Here is a 16,975-nt window from a genome sequence, read left to right on the forward strand (position 1 = left end):
GTGCCGTCCGGGGCATAGGCTGCGCCCTGAACCGACAGACAGGCGCATGCACACGTGAAAAGACTTATTTCGACCGGCGCGATCCTTGCGGGTATTCTGATGGCAGCAGGTGCTGCGGCACAGGATACGCAGGCGCCCGCCACCCCGGCCATCGCCGTGACCGGCACCGATACGCCCGACGCCGGGGCTTACCTCGCCGCCCGCAACGCTGCGGGCCGCAGCGATTACGCCGCCGCCGCGAACTGGTACGATCAGGCCCGCGTCATCGACCCCGGCAATCCTGCCCTGCTGGAAGGCAGCGTCATCGCCTACCTCGCCATGGCGCAAATCGACGACGCCAAGCCCATCGCACAAGAGCTGCGCAACGGCGGCTTCGGCAGTCAGGTCGGCAACATGGTCCTGATCGCCGACGCCGCGCGCCGCGACGACTGGGCCGGGATCGTGGCCGATATCGACGCGGGCCAAGGCGTCAGCCCCCTGTTCGACGGCCTGACAAAGGCCTGGGCGACCTTGGGCCTTGGCAACATGACAGAGGCGCTGGCCGCCTTCGACGCCGTCATCGCCACCGACGGCATGGCCCCCTACGGCCGCTTCCACAAGGCGCTGGCACTCGCCTCGGTCGGTGACTACGAAGGCGCCGATGCGATCCTCGCGGACCCCGGCCCCGGCGCCACCGCCTTCAGCCCCCGCGCCGTGATCGCCCGCGCGCAAGTGCTGTCGCAGATGGGCCGGAACGCCGACGCTATCGCAACCCTCGACGCGGCCTTTGGGGCCACCATGGACCCACAAATCGCGGACCTGCGCATGCGGCTGGAAGGCGACTCCCCGATCCCCTTCGACATCGTGACCAGCCCCCGCGACGGCGTGGCAGAGGTCGCCTTCATGATCGCCAGCCTGCTGGCGGTCGAGACGCGCGAGGATTACACCCTGCAATACGCCCGCGTCGCACAACTGCTGGCCCCGCAGAATGCCGACGCCGCGATGCTTTCCGCCGCCTTGCTGCAGAACCTCGATCAGTATGACTTGGCCTCTGCCGCCTTCGCGCAGGTGCCGCAAGACGCGCCCGCCTTCGTCAACGCCGAACTGGGCCGCATCGACACCCTGCGCAAATCCGGCGATACTGCCGTCGCGACCGAAGTCGCCCAGTCCCTCGCGCGCACTCATCCCGATCTGCCCTTCGTGCAGTCCAAGCTGGGCGATGTCCTGCGTGACGCAGGCGACCTGACCGGGGCCGTCACCGCCTACAGTGCCGCCCTCGACCTTTACCCCGACGCCGACCCGAACCGCTGGGTCGTGCTATACACCCGCGGGGTCGTCCACCACGACCTCGATCAATGGACCGCGGCAGAATCCGACTTTCGCGCCGCCCTCGCCCTGAACCCCGATCAGCCGCAGGTGCTGAACTATCTGGGCTATTCGCTGGTCGAACGGGGCGAGAAGCTGGACGAGGCCCTTGGCATGATCGAACGCGCGGTCGCGGATCAGCCGGACAACGGTGCTATCGTTGATTCGCTGGGCTGGGTCTATTTCCAGCTGGGCCGCTACGAGGACGCCATCGACCCGATGGAAAAGGCAGCCTCGCTGGAGGCGACCGACGCCGTGGTCAACGACCATCTGGGCGACGCCTACTGGGCCGTGGGCCGCGTGAGAGAGGCGCGCTTCCAGTGGCAGCGGTCCCTGTCCTTCGATCCCGAGCCGGAGCTTGCCGCGCGAATCCGCGCCAAGCTGGACCGTGGCCTCGATGCGGTTCGCAGCGACGAAGGGCTGGCACCCACCCGCGTCGCCGCCGATCCCGCACAATGAGCAGGCTGACCGCAGACGCCCCCGCCAAGGTCAACCTGACGCTGCACGTGACCGGCCAGCGCGACGACGGCTACCACATGCTCGATTCGCTGGTTGTCTTCGTCGATCTGGGTGACCGGCTGACGGTGCAGCCCGCCCCCGACCTGCGCCTGACCGTCGGCGGCCCCTTCGCGCAGGGCGTGCCGACGGATGAGCGTAACCTCGTGCTGCGCGCAGCCCACGCGCTGGCGCGGGTGCGCGGCGTGGACCGCGGCGCGCTGCTGCAACTGGAAAAGAACTTGCCTCACGCGGCGGGCGTCGGCGGCGGCTCTGCCGACGCGGCGGCCACGTTAACCGTGCTCGCAAAATTCTGGGGCGTGGCCCCCCTGCCCGCCGACCATCCAGAGGTGCTGGCCCTCGGCGCCGATGTCCCGGCCTGCCTGTCAGGCCCCGGCCCGCTGCATATGACGGGCATGGGCGACCACATTGCCGCGGCACCCGCATTGCCTGACTGCGCCCTCGTGCTGGTCAATCCGCGGGTCGAAACGCCGACACCGCAGGTCTTCAAGGCGCTCACATCGCGCCACAACGATCCGATGGCGGCTGTGCCGGACGACATGACCTTCGACGATTTCGCGGTCTGGCTGGCGGATCAGCGCAACGACCTGCTGGACACCGCGCGCCGCATCGCCCCCGACATTGACCGCGTGCTCGACCGGTTGCGCCGCCTGCCTGCGGTCAAGACAGTGGGCCTGTCGGGATCGGGCGCGACATGCTGGGCGCTGGTCGGCGACATGGCCACCGCCCGCCTGACCGCCCGCGCGGTTCAGGTGGCTGAAATGGCCTGGTGGGTCGCACCTGCCGCCATCCAGCGCGCCTGACGTCAGACCAGACGGGCCACGACGTAATCCGCCAGATCCGTCAGCATCCCGCGGATCGCGTGATCCGGCAGGGCGGTCAGCGACGTCTTGGCCCGCTCTGCCCACATCAGCGCATCGGCGCGCGTGCTGTCCAGCGTGCCGTACTGCTCCAGCAGCGCCAGCGCGCGATCCTGATCGCCTGCCTCGATCACGCGCTTTTCCAGCGTCCGTGTCCAGAACACCCGGTCCTCGCTGTCGCCCGCGGCAATCGCGCGGATCACCGGCAACGTCAGCTTGCCCTCGCGGAAATCGTCGCCAACATTCTTGCCGATGCCGGCCCCGCCCTGCCAGTCCAGCAGGTCATCCACGATCTGGAACGCGATGCCCAGCGCATCGCCGTAGGCATGCAGCGCCGCGACCTGATCCTCGGGCGCGGCAGCAATCACGCCGCCCACTTCCGTCGCGGCCGAAAACAGCGCCGCAGTCTTGCCGCGCACGACCTTCAGATAGGTGTCCTCGGTCGTCTTGATGTTGCGCGCCGCGGTCAGTTGCAGCACCTCGCCTTCGGCAATCGTCGCGGCGGCATTGGCAAGGATATCCAGCACCCGCAGGCTGCCCGTCTCGACCATCAGCTGAAAGCTGCGGGCGAACAGGTAATCACCCACCAGCACGCTCGAGGTATTGTCCCACAGCAGGTTCGCCGTCGGCCGCCCACGCCGCTTGTCGCTTTCGTCCACGACGTCGTCGTGCAGCAGCGTCGCGGTATGGATGAACTCCACCGTCGCCGCCAGATGGATATGGTAAGGCCCGTCGTAGCCGCACAGCCGCGCTGCAGCCAGCGTCAGCATCGGGCGCAACCGCTTGCCGCCCGCATTCACCAGATGCGCCGTCACTTCGGGGATGCGCGGCGCATGCTCCGACGCCATGCGTGCCGCGATCATGTCGTTCACCGCCGCCATATCCTCGGCCAGCGCCGCGGCCAGACGTTCGTGCGGTTTCGAAGAGGCGTGATCGAGGCTCATGGAGGGGACTTTCGCAGGCTGAATGGACAAGGGCGCAGGTGCCGCATAGGTTTCGCCCATGAAAGAACTGCTGCGCACCAATGACCCGACCGTCATCGCCCTTGCGACCGCCCTTCTGGACGCCGAGGACATAACCTGTTTCCAGTTTGACGTAAACATGAGCATCCTCGACGGCAGCCTTGGCATATTGCCGCGCCGCGTCATGGTGGCCGACCGCGACCTGTTCATGGCGCGGGCCGTAATGCGCGACGCGCAGATCGACACCTCGCCCTGAGGGCCGCAACATCACCCGCGCGACAGATGGGGATCGGCGACGCCTATTACCACGCTCACGCCCCTCAAGTTCCCGGCAATGGCAAAAAATTGCCGTAACGCAATTAACTTCTTGGCAATAATTGCGTCGGAAAGTGGTTGGGCGGCAGGATCATGTCAAACTCCGTGACTTTGGCTTTGGTCTGTGCTGCAATGTAACTGTTCAATGACAGCAAAAGGAGCCGACCATGAGCTTGAGTTCGCACGTTGAGGAACTGAAAAAGAAGCACCAGACCCTGTCCGACTCGGTCGAGACCTTGCAGCGTCACCCGGCGACGGACGATCAGGAAATCTCGCGCCTGAAGAAACAGAAGCTGATGATCAAGCAGGAAATCACCCGCCTGTCGGCGCACTGACCCGCGTTGCTGCGCTGGCCCTTGCGGCCAGTGCAGCCCCACCCACGATCAGCAGGGTCGCCCCGGCCAAGGCCCATGTGAACGGCGACTGACCCGCCAGAACCAGCACAATCGTGGACAGCACCGGTGCCGCATAGGATGCAGTCCCCAGCAACTGGATGTCGCCGCGCTTGACGCCGATATCCCAGACGAAGAACGCAAGACCCACCGGCCCCAGACCCAGCCCCGCAATCGCCAGCCACCCGGTGGCTGTCGGTGCGATCGTGACCTCTGTCACCATGTGGACGCCCCCTGACAGCACGGCAGTTGCCGCGCAAAAAACCGTCACGCTGACTGTCGGCACGGCACCAAAACGCCGGGACAAAACAGAATAGCCGGACCAGAAGAACGCACAAAGCAGCGCCAGGGCATACCCCACAAAGGCGCCCGTCCCCGCGACACCCCGCCCCCCCAGAATGATCAGTGCCGCCCCCGCAAAGCCCAGCGCCGCCCCCGCCACATGGCCGCGCCGCAGCACCTCGCCCGGCAGCAGTCCCGACAGCAGCACGATCAACAACGGCCAGAGGTAGGCGATCAGCCCGGCCTCTGCCGGTGGCGCCAGCCGCAAGGCCGAGAAATACAGCGCATGATACCCGAACAGGCCCAGCGTCCCGACCGCGTAAACCGACAGCGGCACCGTGCGCAGCAGCCCCAGCGTGCCGGTCATGCCCCCCCAGATCAGCCCGACCATGGCACCGACCGCAAAGGTCAGCGCCGCCAGCTGGAACGGCGGAACGGGGGATGTCAGAACCGTCAGCACCGCCAGCAAGGACCACAGCAGCACGGCGACAAAGCCCGTCAGCGTCGCAGCTTTGCGTGTCATCCCGTTGCCCCCATGCAAAAGGCCGGGGACATGCCCCGGCCTTTCGCGCCTAGCACGCCAATCGGCGTCAGGCCATATATTGCCCACCGTTCGCCGTCAGCGTGGCGCCGGTGATGAACGCCGCGTCGTCGGATGCGAGGAACACGACCGCACGGGCGATCTCTCCGGGCTCGCCCAGGCGGCCGACGGGGATGTTGCCGACGATCTGGTCCATGATCTTTTCCGGGATCGTCGCCATCATGTCGGTGTTGATATAGCCCGGGCAGATCACGTTGACGGTGATGCCAGCGCGCGCGCCTTCCTGTGCCAACGCCTTGGTAAAGCCGATGTCGCCCGCCTTGGCGGCCGAGTAGTTCGCCTGCGCAAACTGCCCCTTCTGCCCGTTGATCGAGGAAATCGTGATGATCCGCCCGAACTTACGCTCGCGCATGCCGGGCCAGACCGGGTGGGTCATGTTGAACACACCGGTCAGGTTGGTGCCGATGACCTCGTTCCACTGGTCCGGCGTCATTTTGTGGAACGGCGCATCGCGGGTGATGCCGGCGTTGTTGACCAGCACCTCGATCGGGCCCAACTCCGCCTCGATCCCCGCGATGCCGGCCTTGCAGGCGTCATAGCTGCCGACGTCCCATTTATATGTCTTGATGCCGTGTGCGTCGGTAAAGGCTTTCGCCTTTTCGTCATTGCCCGCATAGGTCGCGGCGACGGTATAGCCGGCCTCCTTCAGTGCGGTTGCAATGGCCGCGCCGATGCCGCGCGTGCCGCCGGTGACAAGTGCCACTCGTGCCATGATCGTATCCTCCCTAGATCGTAAAATTCAGTGTAACGCGCAATAAAATTGCGTCCACCGGTTTCGTGGTGATTTTCTATTTCAATTTTGGATTTTCAGATCTGCGGCAGACCAAGGCCGCACGCGGGATGCCCGCACCCTGTCAGGATGCGGGCACATCATTGGGCTCAGGGGCGTTCGACGCACATGGCCACACCCATGCCGCCGCCGATGCACAGGGTCGCGAGGCCCTTTTTCACGCCGCGGCGCTTCATTTCAAAAAGCAGCGTGTTCAGAACGCGCGCACCCGAGGCACCGATCGGGTGGCCGATGGCGATGGCGCCGCCGTTGACGTTCACGATCTGGGGATCCCAGCCCATTTCCTTGTTCACAGCACAGGCCTGTGCGGCAAAGGCTTCGTTCGCCTCGACCAGTTCCAGATCGGCGGCTTTCCAGCCGGCCTTTTCCAGTGCCTTGCGCGAGGCATAGATCGGGCCGACGCCCATGATCTTGGGGTCCAGACCGGCCGTCGCATAGGACACGATCCGCGCCAGCGGCTCGATCCCGCGCTTTTCCGCCTCGTCGGCGGTCATCAGGATGCAACCGGCTGCCCCGTCATTCAGGCCGGATGCGTTGGCCGCCGTGACAGAGCCGTCCTTGGTGAAGGCGGGGCGCAGTTTCTGCATCGCCTCCATCGTGGCACCGTGGCGGATGTATTCGTCCGCGTCCATCACGACCTCGCCCTTGCGGGTCTTGATGGTGAAGGGAATGATCTCGTCCTTGAACTTGCCGGCCTTCTGCGCGGCCTCGGCCTTGTTCTGCGATGCGACCGCGAACTGGTCCTGCTGATCGCGGCTGATCTGGTATTTTTCAGCCACGTTTTCAGCGGTCTGCCCCATGTGATAGCCGTTGAAAGCGTCCCAGAGGCCGTCCTTGATCATGGTGTCGATATAGCTCACGTCGCCCATCTTGTGGCCCTGCCGCAGGTTGGCGGCATGGGGTGACATCGACATGTTCTCCTGCCCGCCGGCAGCGATGATCGTGGCGTCGCCCAACTGGATATGCTGTGCGGCGATCGCCACGGCCCGCAGCCCCGACCCGCAGACCTGGTTCAGCGACCAGGCGGCGGATTCGATCGGCAGGCCTGCGTTGATATGCGCCTGCCGCGCCGGGTTCTGGCCCTGCGCCGCGGTCAGCACCTGACCCAGAATGGTCTCGCTCACCTCGGATTTGTCGATCCCGGCGCGTTCCACGATGCCTTCCAGCATGGCGGCACCCAGATCGTGGGCGGGCGTGGCGGCGAACGAGCCGAGGAAGCTCCCGACAGCAGTGCGCCCGGCGGACGCGATCACGACATTGGTCATGTTAACCCTTTCTAGCGGTTGCAGGCCGCAGAAGGGTCTTCATGTCGTCCCCTCCGCGTCTTGGGCACGAATGTATGCCGCACGCCACGGAAGGGCAACGGGAACCGCCTAATCGATCCCGAACTTCGGCGCGCCGATGTAATAGCCCTGCAGGCAATCGACACGGATGCTTTGCAACCACCGGGCATCGCGGGCGTTTTCGACGCCTTCCACGATGGCGAACATCTCGAACTGGTGGGCGACAGTGACCAGCGCCTCGATCAGAACCTGATTATCGGGGTCGTCGGCGATCCCCTTCACGAAGGTCTTGTCGACCTTCACCATGTCAAAATAGAAATCCTTCAGATGCCGGAACGCCGTCATCCCACCCCCGAACCCGTCCAGCGCAAAGGCCACGCCGCGCGGCTGCATGTCTTCCATGAAGCGCATGACGACCTCGTGCAGCATCATGGCCGAGGTTTCGCTGATCTCGAAGATCAGCCGCTCGCCCAGCGCCCCACGTTCCGCCAGCCCCGCTTCCAGCGTCTGGCGCCAGCGCCAGTCCCCCAGCGACCGGGCCGAGACGTTGACCGACAACCGCATCGCCGGAGTCTGCCGCAGCATCCGCAGTGCAAGGTCCAGCGTCAGCACGTCGATGCGCCGCCCGATTGCCGTGTCCGTCACCTGCGGCATGAAATTGGCGGCGGGAATGACGCGGCCCGCATTGTCCAGCAGGCGGATCAACCCTTCGTAAAAGGCGACCTTGGTGGGGTCGGCGGCCACCACGATCGGCTGGAACGCCAGCTGCGCCCGCCCCTGATCCAGCGCCTGCGACACCAGATGCGGCGTATCCGCATCACGGCTGGCAAAGGCGAACTGCAACGGATCGCTGAAATCTTCATCCCGATCGGGCGACGCGTGAAGGCGGGTCTGCGACATGACATGGAATCCATTTGCGGGCCTTGCCACAATGCGCCCGCCCGCCTAACACCGGGTTAAGACATCACCGCCAAAGGTAATTTCATGCCCCCGATCCGCTGCGCCTGGGCGGGCGACGACCCGCTTTACCAAGCCTACCACGACACCGAATGGGGCGTGCCCGAATACGACAGCCGCGCCCTGTGGGAAAAGCTGGTGCTCGACGGCTTTCAGGCCGGCCTGTCATGGATCACCATCCTGAAAAAGCGCGACAATTTCCGCGCGGCCTTCGCCGGGTTCGACCCCCACATCGTCGCCACCTGGGGCGAGGATGACATCGCGCGCCTGCTGGGCGACCGCAGCATCATCCGCCACCGCGGCAAGATCGCGGCCACGATCACCAACGCCCGCGCCTGGCAACAGATCGAGGCCGCACAAGGCTTTGACCGCTTCCTGTGGGACTACGTGGACGGCCGCCCCCTGCAGACCCACCGCGCGACGATGGCCGATGTGCCGGCCTTCACGCCCCTGTCCACCCGCATCTCGAAAGACCTCAAAAAGGCTGGGTTCAAGTTCTGTGGCCCGACCATCGTCTACGCTTTCATGCAAGCCTGCGGTCTGGTGAACGACCACATCCTCCCCTGCCACCGCCACGATCCGTTAACGCATCCCTGACGCACCGCGCGGCTTCCCCGCGGATAAGGTCAGTCCCAGCGCCCCAGCGCCGCCTCGTCCGCGTCCTTGGCCGCGACCCAGTCCGCGCCGTCCGCCGTCACTTCCTTCTTCCAGAAAGGCGCGCGGGATTTCAGGTAATCCATCAGGAAATCCGCCGCGGCAAAGGCCGCCGCCCGGTGCGCTGCCGCCGTGGCCACCATCATGATCGGCTGTCCCGGTGCCAACGGCCCGAACCGGTGAATCACCAGCGCATCCACCAGATCCCAGCGCGCCCGCGCCTCTTCCACGATCCCCGCAATCGCCTTTTCGGTCATGCCCGGATAATGCTCGATCATCATGTGCCGCAGCCCGCCGTCCACGTCGCGCACGACGCCGGTAAAGCTGACGACAGCCCCTGCCGCCACAGCCCCGGCGGTAAAGGCGTTCAGCTCCACCCCCGCATCGAAGGCCGCTTCCTGCACCCGGACTGCCATCAGCCGCCCGTCATCGGGGGAAAGAACGCGACCTCGCGCACCCCGTCCAGCGGCGCATCGAAACTTGCCAGCACCTGATCCAGCGCGACCCGCAACGCGGTCGTGTCGGCAAAGGCCGCCGCATAACGCTCTTCGCGCGCGACCAGCTCCGCCACCAGGTCATTCACCGTCGCGGCCTGCGTCTCCACCCGCTCGCGCGGCAAACCGATCCGCTCGCGGACCCAGGCGAAATACAGCACATCCATCACGCGTCCCTCAGATACGGCAGGGCCTTGCGGAAATAGTCCCAGCCCGTCAGCAGCGTCAACGCGGCCGCCAGCCACAGCACGGTGATCCCCGCATACCAGCTCAGCATCATGCCCCAGTATTTCCAGACCAGACCCAGTTCATCGGGAATATGCCCCGCCAGCACGTTATCGCGGATCGCACGGTCCATGCCAAAGGTCTGCATGCCCAGATAATGCTCGAAGGCACCGGTCGCAAACAGCAGGGCAATCCCCACCATCTGCGCCGTGGTCTTCCACTTGGCCAGTTGCGTGACCTTCAGCAGCCCCGCCGTCGCCCCCAGAAACTCCCGCAGGCCAGACACGAAGACCTCGCGAAAGATGATGAAGGTCGCTGGCAGCAAGATCCAGGGGTTCATGCCGGAAAATCCGGTGATGACCAGCAGCGCGATGACCACCATCGCCTTGTCCGCAATCGGATCAAGCATCGCGCCGAACTTGCTTTCCTGCTTCCACGCCCGCGCAAGGTAGCCGTCGACGAAATCCGTCACCGCCGCACTGACGAAAAGCACCAGCGCGAACCAGTCGGCCCAGGGCCGCGCAAAGAACAGGAACATGACAGCCACGGCCGGTGCCGCCAGCAGCCGCAGGATCGTCAGGATATTGGGAAAAGTCATGGTCATGAGCGCACCCTAGCTGCGCTCACACAAAGACACCAGATCACGTGCACCCTGCCCCTTCTTCTGGTCAAAAATACTTCGGGGGGAGACGCGAAGCGGCGGGGGGCTGGCCCCCCCTCCACCGCGCCGCGGGGCGCCTCAGCCATTTTCATGGAAATAGTCATAGATCGTCTGCGCCATGGTCTGGCTGATGCCATCGACCGCCTGCAGATCGCCCGCATTGGCGCGCGCCACCGCCTTGGCCGATCCGAAATGCGCCAGCAGCGCCCGCTTGCGCGTGGCGCCCACGCCCGGCACATCGTCCAGCGGCGTGGCCCCGATCGCCTTGGCGCGCTTGGCACGGTGGGTGCCGATGGCAAAGCGGTGGACCTCGTCGCGCATCCGCTGGATGAAATAGAGCACCGGGTCGTTGTGCCGCAGCGCCATCACCGACTTGCCGGTGCGGTGAAACTCTTCCTTGCCCGCATCCCGGTCAATGCCCTTGGCGACGCCGACCATCGGCACGTCGCCCACACCCAGCTTCTCCATGATCTCGCGCACGGCACTCACCTGCCCCGCACCGCCGTCGATCAGCAACAGGTCCGGCCAGGTGCCGCCCTTGCGCTCGGGGTCTTCCTTCAGCAGGCGCTGGAACCTGCGGGTCAGCACCTCCTTCATCATGCCAAAGTCATCCCCCGGCGTCAGGTCGTCGCCGCGGATGTTGAACTTGCGGTACTGGTTCTTCTCGAACCCGTCAGGCCCGACGACGACCATCGCCCCCACCGCAAAACTGCCCTGAATGTGGCTGTTGTCATAGACCTCGACCCGCTGTGGCACCTTGGGCAGATCGAACGCCTCAGCCACGCCTTTCAGCAGGCGGCCCTGCGTCGCCGTCTCGCTCATCTTGCGTGCCAGGCTCTCGCGGGCATTGCGCAGCGCGCCCTGCACCAGTTCCGCCTTCTCGCCCCGCTGCGGCACGAGGATCTCGACCTTGCGGCCCAGCTTGCCGGACAGCGCCTCGGCCATCAGATCGGGGTTGTCCAGCCCGTGCGACAGGATCAGCCCCTTCGGCGGCTCGCGGTCGGCATAGAACTGGCCGACGAAGGCCTCCATCACCTCTGACGGATCCTCGTCACCGCTGATCCGGGGGTAATAGTCGTGATTGCCCCAGTTCTGATTGGCCCGGATGAAGAACACCTGCACGCAGGCCTGCCCGCCGTCGATGTGCAGCCCGATGATGTCGGCCTCCTCAACATGCTTGGGGTTGATGCCTTGGGTCGTCTGCACCTGCGTCAGCGCCTTGATCCGGTCGCGCATCGCCGCGGCGCGCTCGAACTCCATCGCCTCGGATGCGGCAGCCATCTCGGCGGCCAGCGTCTCCTGAATACCCTTGGTGCGCCCCGACAGAAACGCCTGCGCATCGCGGACAGAGGCGCGGTAGTCCTCTGCCGTCACCAGCCCGCAGCAGGGGCCAGAGCAGCGCTTGATCTGGTATTGCAGGCAGGGCCGCGTCCGCGTCTCGAAATCCTGGTCAGAGCAGTTGCGCAGCAGGAACACCCGCTGCAGCTGGTTCAGCGTCCGGTTGACGGCCCCCGCCCCCGCGAAGGGTCCGTAATAGTCGCCCTTCTCGGTCTTGGCCCCACGATGCTTCTTGATCTGCGGCCAGTCGTGGCCGGTGGTGACAAGGATGTTCGGGAACGACTTGTCGTCGCGCAGCAGCACGTTGTAGCGCGGCTTGAGCTGCTTGATCAGGTTCTGCTCAAGCAGCAGCGCCTCGGTTTCGGTCCGGGTGGTCAGGACCATCATGCCTTGCGTCTCTCGGATCATCCGCGCGATCCGGCCCGAATGCGGCCCCGGCCGGGAATAGTTCGTGACCCGCGCCTTGAGGTTGCGCGCCTTGCCGACGTAAAGCACCCTGCTCTCGCCATCCAGCATCCGGTAGACGCCGGGCGAGGCGTCCAGCGTCTTCACGAAGGCCGCGATATAGGCGTAGCCGGTCAGGGCAGCGCCGGTCTTGGTGTCAGTCATCGCGAAGTCCGTGATTCTGGGTGTGTCTGCAATGTTAACGCAATCGGGACAAGACGTAAGGCATCCACGGATTCTGTGGATAACTCCGGGGGCACTTTGCTGTGAGGCGGATTTTTTCGTTGCATCCCGTGGGCTTCATCACTTTGCCGTATTTATAAGCAGTTCTTTATCTTATTGATTTTAAAATATTATTTTATGAAGGATTTATGAAGGCCACCCTCAAGCACATTAACCCCGGCAAAGTGAGGTCTTGGGTTGTCAAGGTGCACAACTCGTATCGCGCAAGTTTATTCGAGGCCCAGAACATCCGGCGTCTGCCACGCCAGATGCTGCCCGCCATCGACGGCGATCATCTGGCCCGTGACTGCGCGCGCGTCCAGCAGATAGAGGAGTGCGGTGCATATATCCGCGGCATCCGCCCCGCGCCCAAGGATCGTCGCGGCGCGCTGTGCCGCGAAATGTTCCGGCGACTGGCGAGCGCCTTTCAGCGTCGGGCCGGGGCCGATGCCGTTCACCCGGATGCGCGGCGCCAAGGCCTGCGCCGCCGTACGCGTCAGGGTCCACAGGCCCATCTTGGCCAGCGTGTAGGTCATGAATTCCGGCGTCAGCTTGTGGACGCGCTGGTCGATCATGTTGACGACCAGCCCCTGCGCCACCGGCTCGCCGTCATCGTCCATCGCCGGGTCCGGCACCTGTGCAGCGAAGTGTTGCGTCAGCATCAAGGGCGCGCGCAGGTTGGACCCCATGTGCCGGTCCCAGCTTTTCGCGGTGGCGGTATGAATGTCGTCGTGTTCAAAGATCGAGGCATTGTTGACCAGCACCGTCAACGGCCCACCCAAGCCTGCCACAGCGCGCCCGACAAGGTCGTCCGTCGCGGCGATGTCGAGCAGGTCGGCCTGCAGGGTCACCGCCTGCCGGCCCTTGGCGCGGATCAGGTCGGCGACCTCGGTCGCCCCGGCGGCGGACCCTGCGTAGTGCACAGCGACGTCATACCCGCGATCCGCCAGTGCCAGCGCCATGGCCCGCCCCAGACGCGCCCCTGCCCCGGTGACGAGCGCCTTCACAGGATGGACCAGACGTAGACAGCATAGGCAGCGGTCAGACCGATGCCCCAGAGGCGCGTCAGATTGCGACCCATGAAGACCAGCGGGATCATCAAGAGCGCGGACCCCAGCATCACCCAGAGATCGAACGTCAGGAACTGCGTGTCCACCGGCACCGGGCCGACCAGCGTGGCGATGCCCATGATGCCGAGGATGTTGAACAGGTTCGACCCGACCACGTTGCCCAGCGCCACGTCGGCCTGACGGCGCAAGGCCGCCATGACGGTCGTCGCAAGCTCTGGCAGGGACGTGCCGACGGCGATCAGCGTCAGGCCGATCACGCTGTCGGACAGGCCGAAGTCCTGCGCGATGACCGTCGCCCCCCGGATCAGAAGCTCTGACCCGATCGGCAGGCCGATCAGGCCAAGCGCGAGGAACACGATGATCTTGCCCCAAGCCATCGAGGGGTCGGCGCCTTCGACCTCTGGCGGGGCGGGACTGCGGCGGGCCTTGAGCACGGCATCTGTCAGCATCGCCGCCAGACCGGCCAGCAGGATCAACCCGCTGATCCAGTTCAGCGGGCCGAAGAAGCACAGCACGATGAACAGCACCGAGGCCGCCAGCATCTGCAGGTAGCTGGCGCGCACATCGGATTCGGAGGTGTGGATCACCGCGAGCAGCGCGGGGATACCCAGCACCAGCAGCACGTTGGCCGTGTTCGACCCGACCACGTTGCCCAGCGCCAGCCCCGGAAAGCCGTCGAGGATCGACTGGACGGAAATCAGCAGTTCAGGCGCGGAGGTCCCGAAGGCCACGATGGTCAACGACACGATCAGCGCCGGCACGCCAAGGCGCAGGGCAAGGTTCACAGCACCTTTGACAAGGCTGTCCCCGGCGAAGATCAGGATGATCAGGCCGGCGGCGACAAGGAGCCATTCCATCAGGGGTTTCCCTTTTCACAGGCACAGGGGCCTTTGCCAATGTTGTAACGCCCGCATTTGGGGCATTTGGCCGCGGCCAATGCCTTCTGCCCTGGGAACCGCCATTTGCCGAACAGTCCAAGGACGAAGAAGAAGACGAGGAAGAGGGCCGCGACCTTGATGAGCATCAAAGACCGAACCGGGCAAAGGCGGTGCGATCCTCGATGCTGGCGATGGCGTCGCCCATGATCCGCGCGCCGAGGCGGGCAAAGAGCGATTTCTTCGGCCCGTAGCGGCGGAATTTCACGTCGTCGCCGTGGATCGCCTTCATCACAGGGATCAGGTGGCCGATGCCGTCGATCAAACCCTTGTCCTGCGCCTTGCGGCCGATCCAGACCTCGCCCGAGAAGATTGCGGGGTCGTCGTCCAGCAGCGCCTCGCGCCGGGATTTCACGTAATCGATGAAGATCTCGTGCAGGTCGGTCAGCCAGCCTTCAAGCTTCTGCACATCCTCGGGCTTTTCCGGCCGGAAGGGGTCGAGCATGGATTTCGAGGTGCCTGCCGTGTGCACGCGACGTTCGACGCCGTAGCGGTCGATCAGGTCGTGAAACCCGAAGCCCGCCGAGATGACGCCGATGGAGCCGATGAGGCTGCCTACATCGGCATAGATTTCATCCGCCGCACAGGCCAGCCAGTAGCCGCCAGAGGCCGCAACATCCTCGACGAAAGCGATGACGGGGACGTCGTGTTCCTGGCTGAGGCGGCGGATGCGCGCGGCGATCAGGGACGACTGCACAGGACTGCCGCCGGGGCAGTTGATCTGAAGCGCCACGGCCTTGGGTTTCCCCTTGGTGAAGGCCTTTTGCAGCACGGCGGCGAGGGAGGGGTCGTCCAACCCTCGGCCTGCGGTGGTTATGGCGCCTTGCAGGCGGACGACGTTGACCAGCGGGTCGCGGTTCACGAAGGGGATTTTCATTTTCATGCCCCCGATCTAGGTCCCCTGCCCCAGACCCGCAAGTCTTTGTCCCTGCGGTCTTGTGCGACTTACTGACGGATGCGCCAGCCGGTGCGGAAGATCCACCAGATCGCCGTGAGGCAGGCCGCCATGAACAGGCTGATCGCCAGCAACGACAGGCCTACCGGCACGTCAGCACTGTCGAAGAACGCCCAACGGAAGCCACTGATCAGATAGACCACCGGGTTGAACATGGTGATCGTCTGCCAGACCGGCGGCAGCATAGTGACCGAGTAGAAGGATCCACCCAGGAAAACGAGTGGCGTGATGATCAGCAGCGGAATCAGCTGGAGTTGTTCGAAATTGCCGGCCCAGATGCCGATGATGAACCCCAGCAGCGCAAAGCTGACGCAGGTCATCACAAGGAAGGCCACCATCCAGAACGGATGCGCCACCTGAATATCGACGAAGAAGAATGCGGTGATGAAGATGATCGTGCCGATGAAGAGCGCTTTGGTCGCCGCGGCCCCGACATAGCCGATCGTGATCTCGATGAAGTTCACGGGGGCCGAGAGCAGTTCGTAGATCGTACCGATGAATTTCGGAAAGTAGATGCCGAAGCTTGCGTTGCTGGTGGACTGGGTCATCACGGACAGCATGATCAGGCCCGGCACGATGAAGGCGCCGTAGCTGACGTTTTCCACCGTGTCGATCCGGCTGCCGATGGCGGTGCCGAAGACCACGAAGTAGAGCGACGTCGACAGCACCGGCGACACGAGCGACTGTGTGATCGTGCGGAAAAAGCGGGCCATCTCGAACTTGTAGATGGATTTGATCGCGGTCAGGTTCATGCGTTGTCCTTTACCAGTCCGACAAAGATGTCTTCGAGGCTGCTTTGCTGGGTCTGCAGGTCGGTCATCACCAGCCCTGCGTCATTCATCTGGTTCAGCAGGCGGCGGATGCCGGTGCGTTCCTTGCGCGTGTCGTAGGTATAGACCAGCACGGTGCCGTCCTTTTCCAGCGTCAGATCATAATCCGACAGGCTGGCGGGGATCGCGGTGGCCTGTTCCGCCAGATCGACGCGCAGTTGTTTCTTGCCCATCTGGCTCATCATCTCGGCCTTGTCCTGCACCAGCAGGATCTGGCCCTTGCTGATGACGCCGACGCGGTCGGCGATGGCCTCGGCCTCTTCGATGTAATGGGTGGTCAGGATGATGGTGACGCCGGTAGCCTTGAGGTCGGCCACGACGTTCCACATGTCCTTTCGCAGTTCGACGTCGACGCCGGCGGTCGGCTCGTCAAGGAATAGCACGCGCGGTTCGTGCGCCAAGGCTTTGGCGATCAACACGCGGCGCTTCATCCCGCCGGAGAGTTCCTTGACCCGGGACTTCGCCTTGTCGTCCAGCGACAGGCTTTTCAGGATCGCCATGACCTTTGCATCGTCGCGGGGCTTGCCGAAGAGGCCGCGGGAAAAGCTGACGGTGTTCTGCACCGTCTCGAAGGGTTCGAGGTTGATTTCCTGCGGCACGAGGCCGATCAGGGCGCGCGCCTGACGGTATTCCAGCAGCGTGTCGAAGCCGCCGACGCTGACCGTGCCAGAGGTTGGCACGGTGATGCCGCAGATGGCCGAGATCAGCGTGGTCTTGCCCGCCCCGTTGGGGCCGAGCAGGGCCAGAATCTCACCTTCCTCGATGTCGAGGTTGACCGATTTCAGCGCCTCGAACCCGGTGTCGTAGGTTTTGCGCAGGTTCTTGACGGACACGATCGCGGCCAT

At 64.7% G+C, this 16,975-nt stretch carries 19 protein-coding genes; 5 read left to right on the top strand and 14 right to left on the bottom strand.

Translation table 11 applies throughout. The features are described from left to right. Positions 1–54: 54 nt before the first annotated feature. The gene (locus GLR48_RS18870; protein ID WP_237063876.1) at positions 55–1,803 is read left to right on the top strand and encodes a tetratricopeptide repeat protein; all 1,749 of its coding nucleotides are present in this window, start codon (positions 55–57) and stop codon (positions 1,801–1,803) included. Next, positions 1,800–2,663, top strand: coding sequence for a 4-(cytidine 5'-diphospho)-2-C-methyl-D-erythritol kinase (locus GLR48_RS18875; protein ID WP_237063884.1), 864 nt, complete (start codon positions 1,800–1,802; stop codon positions 2,661–2,663). Before GLR48_RS18870 ends, GLR48_RS18875 begins: the two co-directional genes overlap by 4 nt. A 2-nt stretch (positions 2,664–2,665) precedes the next feature. Here the strand turns inward: GLR48_RS18875 and GLR48_RS18880 are convergent, their stop codons facing one another. Further along, entirely contained in the window at positions 2,666–3,664 is a 999-nt protein-coding gene (locus GLR48_RS18880; RefSeq protein WP_237063886.1) for a polyprenyl synthetase family protein, read from the bottom strand. Between the two features lie 58 nt (positions 3,665–3,722). Here GLR48_RS18880 and GLR48_RS18885 point away from each other — a divergent pair, with 58 nt between their 5' ends. Further along, on the top strand, positions 3,723–3,938 hold the full coding sequence (locus tag GLR48_RS18885) for a putative signal transducing protein (RefSeq protein ID WP_237063888.1): 216 nt from the start codon (positions 3,723–3,725) through the stop codon (positions 3,936–3,938). A gap of 226 nt (positions 3,939–4,164) precedes the next feature. Beyond that, on the top strand, positions 4,165–4,332 hold the full coding sequence (locus GLR48_RS18890; RefSeq protein WP_237063890.1) for a YdcH family protein: 168 nt from the start codon (positions 4,165–4,167) through the stop codon (positions 4,330–4,332). Here the strand turns inward: GLR48_RS18890 and yddG are convergent. The 4 genes from yddG to GLR48_RS18910 form a co-directional block, all read right to left on the bottom strand. Further along, positions 4,310–5,194 carry an aromatic amino acid exporter YddG gene (gene yddG, locus GLR48_RS18895; RefSeq protein WP_237063891.1) on the bottom strand — a complete coding sequence of 295 codons (885 nt, stop codon included), beginning with the start codon at positions 5,192–5,194 and terminating at the stop codon, positions 4,310–4,312. The two genes, GLR48_RS18890 and yddG, sit on opposite strands and share 23 nt — an antisense overlap. A gap of 67 nt (positions 5,195–5,261) precedes the next feature. Continuing rightward, positions 5,262–5,984 (bottom strand): acetoacetyl-CoA reductase, encoded by a 723-nt coding sequence (phbB, locus tag GLR48_RS18900; RefSeq protein WP_237063893.1) that lies wholly within the window; start codon positions 5,982–5,984, stop codon positions 5,262–5,264. 167 nt (positions 5,985–6,151) lie between these two features. Next, positions 6,152–7,327 carry an acetyl-CoA C-acetyltransferase gene (locus GLR48_RS18905; protein WP_237063895.1) on the bottom strand — a complete coding sequence of 392 codons (1,176 nt, stop codon included), beginning with the start codon at positions 7,325–7,327 and terminating at the stop codon, positions 6,152–6,154. A 108-nt stretch (positions 7,328–7,435) separates the two neighbouring features. Continuing rightward, on the bottom strand, positions 7,436–8,245 hold the full coding sequence (locus tag GLR48_RS18910; RefSeq protein WP_237063897.1) for an EAL domain-containing protein: 810 nt from the start codon (positions 8,243–8,245) through the stop codon (positions 7,436–7,438). Positions 8,246–8,329: 84 nt separating this feature from the next. On the opposite strand from GLR48_RS18910, the gene GLR48_RS18915 reads away from it, so the two are divergent. Continuing rightward, a complete protein-coding gene (locus GLR48_RS18915; RefSeq protein WP_237063899.1) occupies positions 8,330–8,899 on the top strand; it encodes a DNA-3-methyladenine glycosylase I in 570 nt (189 codons plus the stop codon). A gap of 29 nt (positions 8,900–8,928) precedes the next feature. On the opposite strand, the gene GLR48_RS18920 is transcribed toward GLR48_RS18915, so the two are convergent. From GLR48_RS18920 to GLR48_RS18960, 9 genes are all read right to left on the bottom strand, one after another. Next, the gene (locus GLR48_RS18920; protein WP_237063901.1) at positions 8,929–9,372 is read right to left on the bottom strand and encodes a molybdenum cofactor biosynthesis protein MoaE; all 444 of its coding nucleotides are present in this window, start codon (positions 9,370–9,372) and stop codon (positions 8,929–8,931) included. Continuing rightward, positions 9,372–9,617, bottom strand: coding sequence for a molybdopterin converting factor subunit 1 (gene moaD, locus GLR48_RS18925; protein WP_237063903.1), 246 nt, complete (start codon positions 9,615–9,617; stop codon positions 9,372–9,374). The genes GLR48_RS18920 and moaD overlap by 1 nt, the downstream gene beginning before the upstream one ends. Further along, complete coding sequence (gene pgsA, locus GLR48_RS18930; RefSeq protein ID WP_237063905.1) at positions 9,617–10,279, bottom strand: CDP-diacylglycerol--glycerol-3-phosphate 3-phosphatidyltransferase; 663 nt, start codon at positions 10,277–10,279, stop codon at positions 9,617–9,619. The genes moaD and pgsA overlap by 1 nt, the downstream gene beginning before the upstream one ends. 135 nt (positions 10,280–10,414) lie before the next feature. Next, positions 10,415–12,283: an excinuclease ABC subunit UvrC gene (gene uvrC, locus GLR48_RS18935; RefSeq protein WP_237063907.1), complete on the bottom strand. Its 1,869-nt coding sequence runs from the start codon at positions 12,281–12,283 to the stop codon at positions 10,415–10,417. A 287-nt stretch (positions 12,284–12,570) separates the two neighbouring features. Then, complete coding sequence (locus GLR48_RS18940; protein WP_336886649.1) at positions 12,571–13,347, bottom strand: SDR family oxidoreductase; 777 nt, start codon at positions 13,345–13,347, stop codon at positions 12,571–12,573. Further along, on the bottom strand, positions 13,344–14,267 hold the full coding sequence (locus GLR48_RS18945; RefSeq protein ID WP_237063909.1) for a calcium/sodium antiporter: 924 nt from the start codon (positions 14,265–14,267) through the stop codon (positions 13,344–13,346). Before GLR48_RS18945 ends, GLR48_RS18940 begins: the two co-directional genes overlap by 4 nt. Positions 14,268–14,433: 166 nt before the next feature. Beyond that, positions 14,434–15,228, bottom strand: a complete 795-nt coding sequence (locus GLR48_RS18950) for a S49 family peptidase (protein ID WP_237063911.1) — start codon at positions 15,226–15,228, stop codon at positions 14,434–14,436. Between the two features lie 62 nt (positions 15,229–15,290). After that, positions 15,291–16,052, bottom strand: coding sequence for an ABC transporter permease (locus tag GLR48_RS18955; protein WP_237063913.1), 762 nt, complete (start codon positions 16,050–16,052; stop codon positions 15,291–15,293). Beyond that, the gene (locus tag GLR48_RS18960; RefSeq protein WP_237063915.1) at positions 16,049–16,975 is read right to left on the bottom strand and encodes an ABC transporter ATP-binding protein; all 927 of its coding nucleotides are present in this window, start codon (positions 16,973–16,975) and stop codon (positions 16,049–16,051) included. Before GLR48_RS18960 ends, GLR48_RS18955 begins: the two co-directional genes overlap by 4 nt.

This window comes from Loktanella sp. M215, from assembly GCF_021735925.1.
Classification (GTDB): Bacteria; Pseudomonadota; Alphaproteobacteria; order Rhodobacterales; family Rhodobacteraceae; genus Loktanella.

Excerpts from the sequence above, each read along its gene's own strand:
- pgsA (WP_237063905.1), bottom strand. The coding sequence starts at position 10,279 with ATGACCATGACTTTTCCCAATATCCTGACGATCCTGCGGCTGCTGGCG.
- GLR48_RS18915 (WP_237063899.1), top strand. The coding sequence starts at position 8,330 with ATGCCCCCGATCCGCTGCGCCTGGGCGGGCGACGACCCGCTTTACCAA.
- GLR48_RS18905 (WP_237063895.1), bottom strand. The coding sequence starts at position 7,327 with ATGACCAATGTCGTGATCGCGTCCGCCGGGCGCACTGCTGTCGGGAGC.
- GLR48_RS18945 (WP_237063909.1), bottom strand. The coding sequence starts at position 14,267 with ATGGAATGGCTCCTTGTCGCCGCCGGCCTGATCATCCTGATCTTCGCC.
- phbB (WP_237063893.1), bottom strand. The coding sequence starts at position 5,984 with ATGGCACGAGTGGCACTTGTCACCGGCGGCACGCGCGGCATCGGCGCG.
- uvrC (WP_237063907.1), bottom strand. The coding sequence starts at position 12,283 with ATGACTGACACCAAGACCGGCGCTGCCCTGACCGGCTACGCCTATATC.
- GLR48_RS18875 (WP_237063884.1), top strand. The coding sequence starts at position 1,800 with ATGAGCAGGCTGACCGCAGACGCCCCCGCCAAGGTCAACCTGACGCTG.
- yddG (WP_237063891.1), bottom strand. The coding sequence starts at position 5,194 with ATGACACGCAAAGCTGCGACGCTGACGGGCTTTGTCGCCGTGCTGCTG.
- GLR48_RS18950 (WP_237063911.1), bottom strand. The coding sequence starts at position 15,228 with ATGAAAATGAAAATCCCCTTCGTGAACCGCGACCCGCTGGTCAACGTC.
- GLR48_RS18955 (WP_237063913.1), bottom strand. The coding sequence starts at position 16,052 with ATGAACCTGACCGCGATCAAATCCATCTACAAGTTCGAGATGGCCCGC.
- GLR48_RS18890 (WP_237063890.1), top strand. The coding sequence starts at position 4,165 with ATGAGCTTGAGTTCGCACGTTGAGGAACTGAAAAAGAAGCACCAGACC.
- GLR48_RS18885 (WP_237063888.1), top strand. The coding sequence starts at position 3,723 with ATGAAAGAACTGCTGCGCACCAATGACCCGACCGTCATCGCCCTTGCG.
- GLR48_RS18960 (WP_237063915.1), bottom strand. The coding sequence starts at position 16,975 with ATGGCCGCGATCGTGTCCGTCAAGAACCTGCGCAAAACCTACGACACC.
- GLR48_RS18920 (WP_237063901.1), bottom strand. The coding sequence starts at position 9,372 with ATGGCAGTCCGGGTGCAGGAAGCGGCCTTCGATGCGGGGGTGGAGCTG.
- GLR48_RS18880 (WP_237063886.1), bottom strand. The coding sequence starts at position 3,664 with ATGAGCCTCGATCACGCCTCTTCGAAACCGCACGAACGTCTGGCCGCG.
- GLR48_RS18910 (WP_237063897.1), bottom strand. The coding sequence starts at position 8,245 with ATGTCGCAGACCCGCCTTCACGCGTCGCCCGATCGGGATGAAGATTTC.
- moaD (WP_237063903.1), bottom strand. The coding sequence starts at position 9,617 with ATGGATGTGCTGTATTTCGCCTGGGTCCGCGAGCGGATCGGTTTGCCG.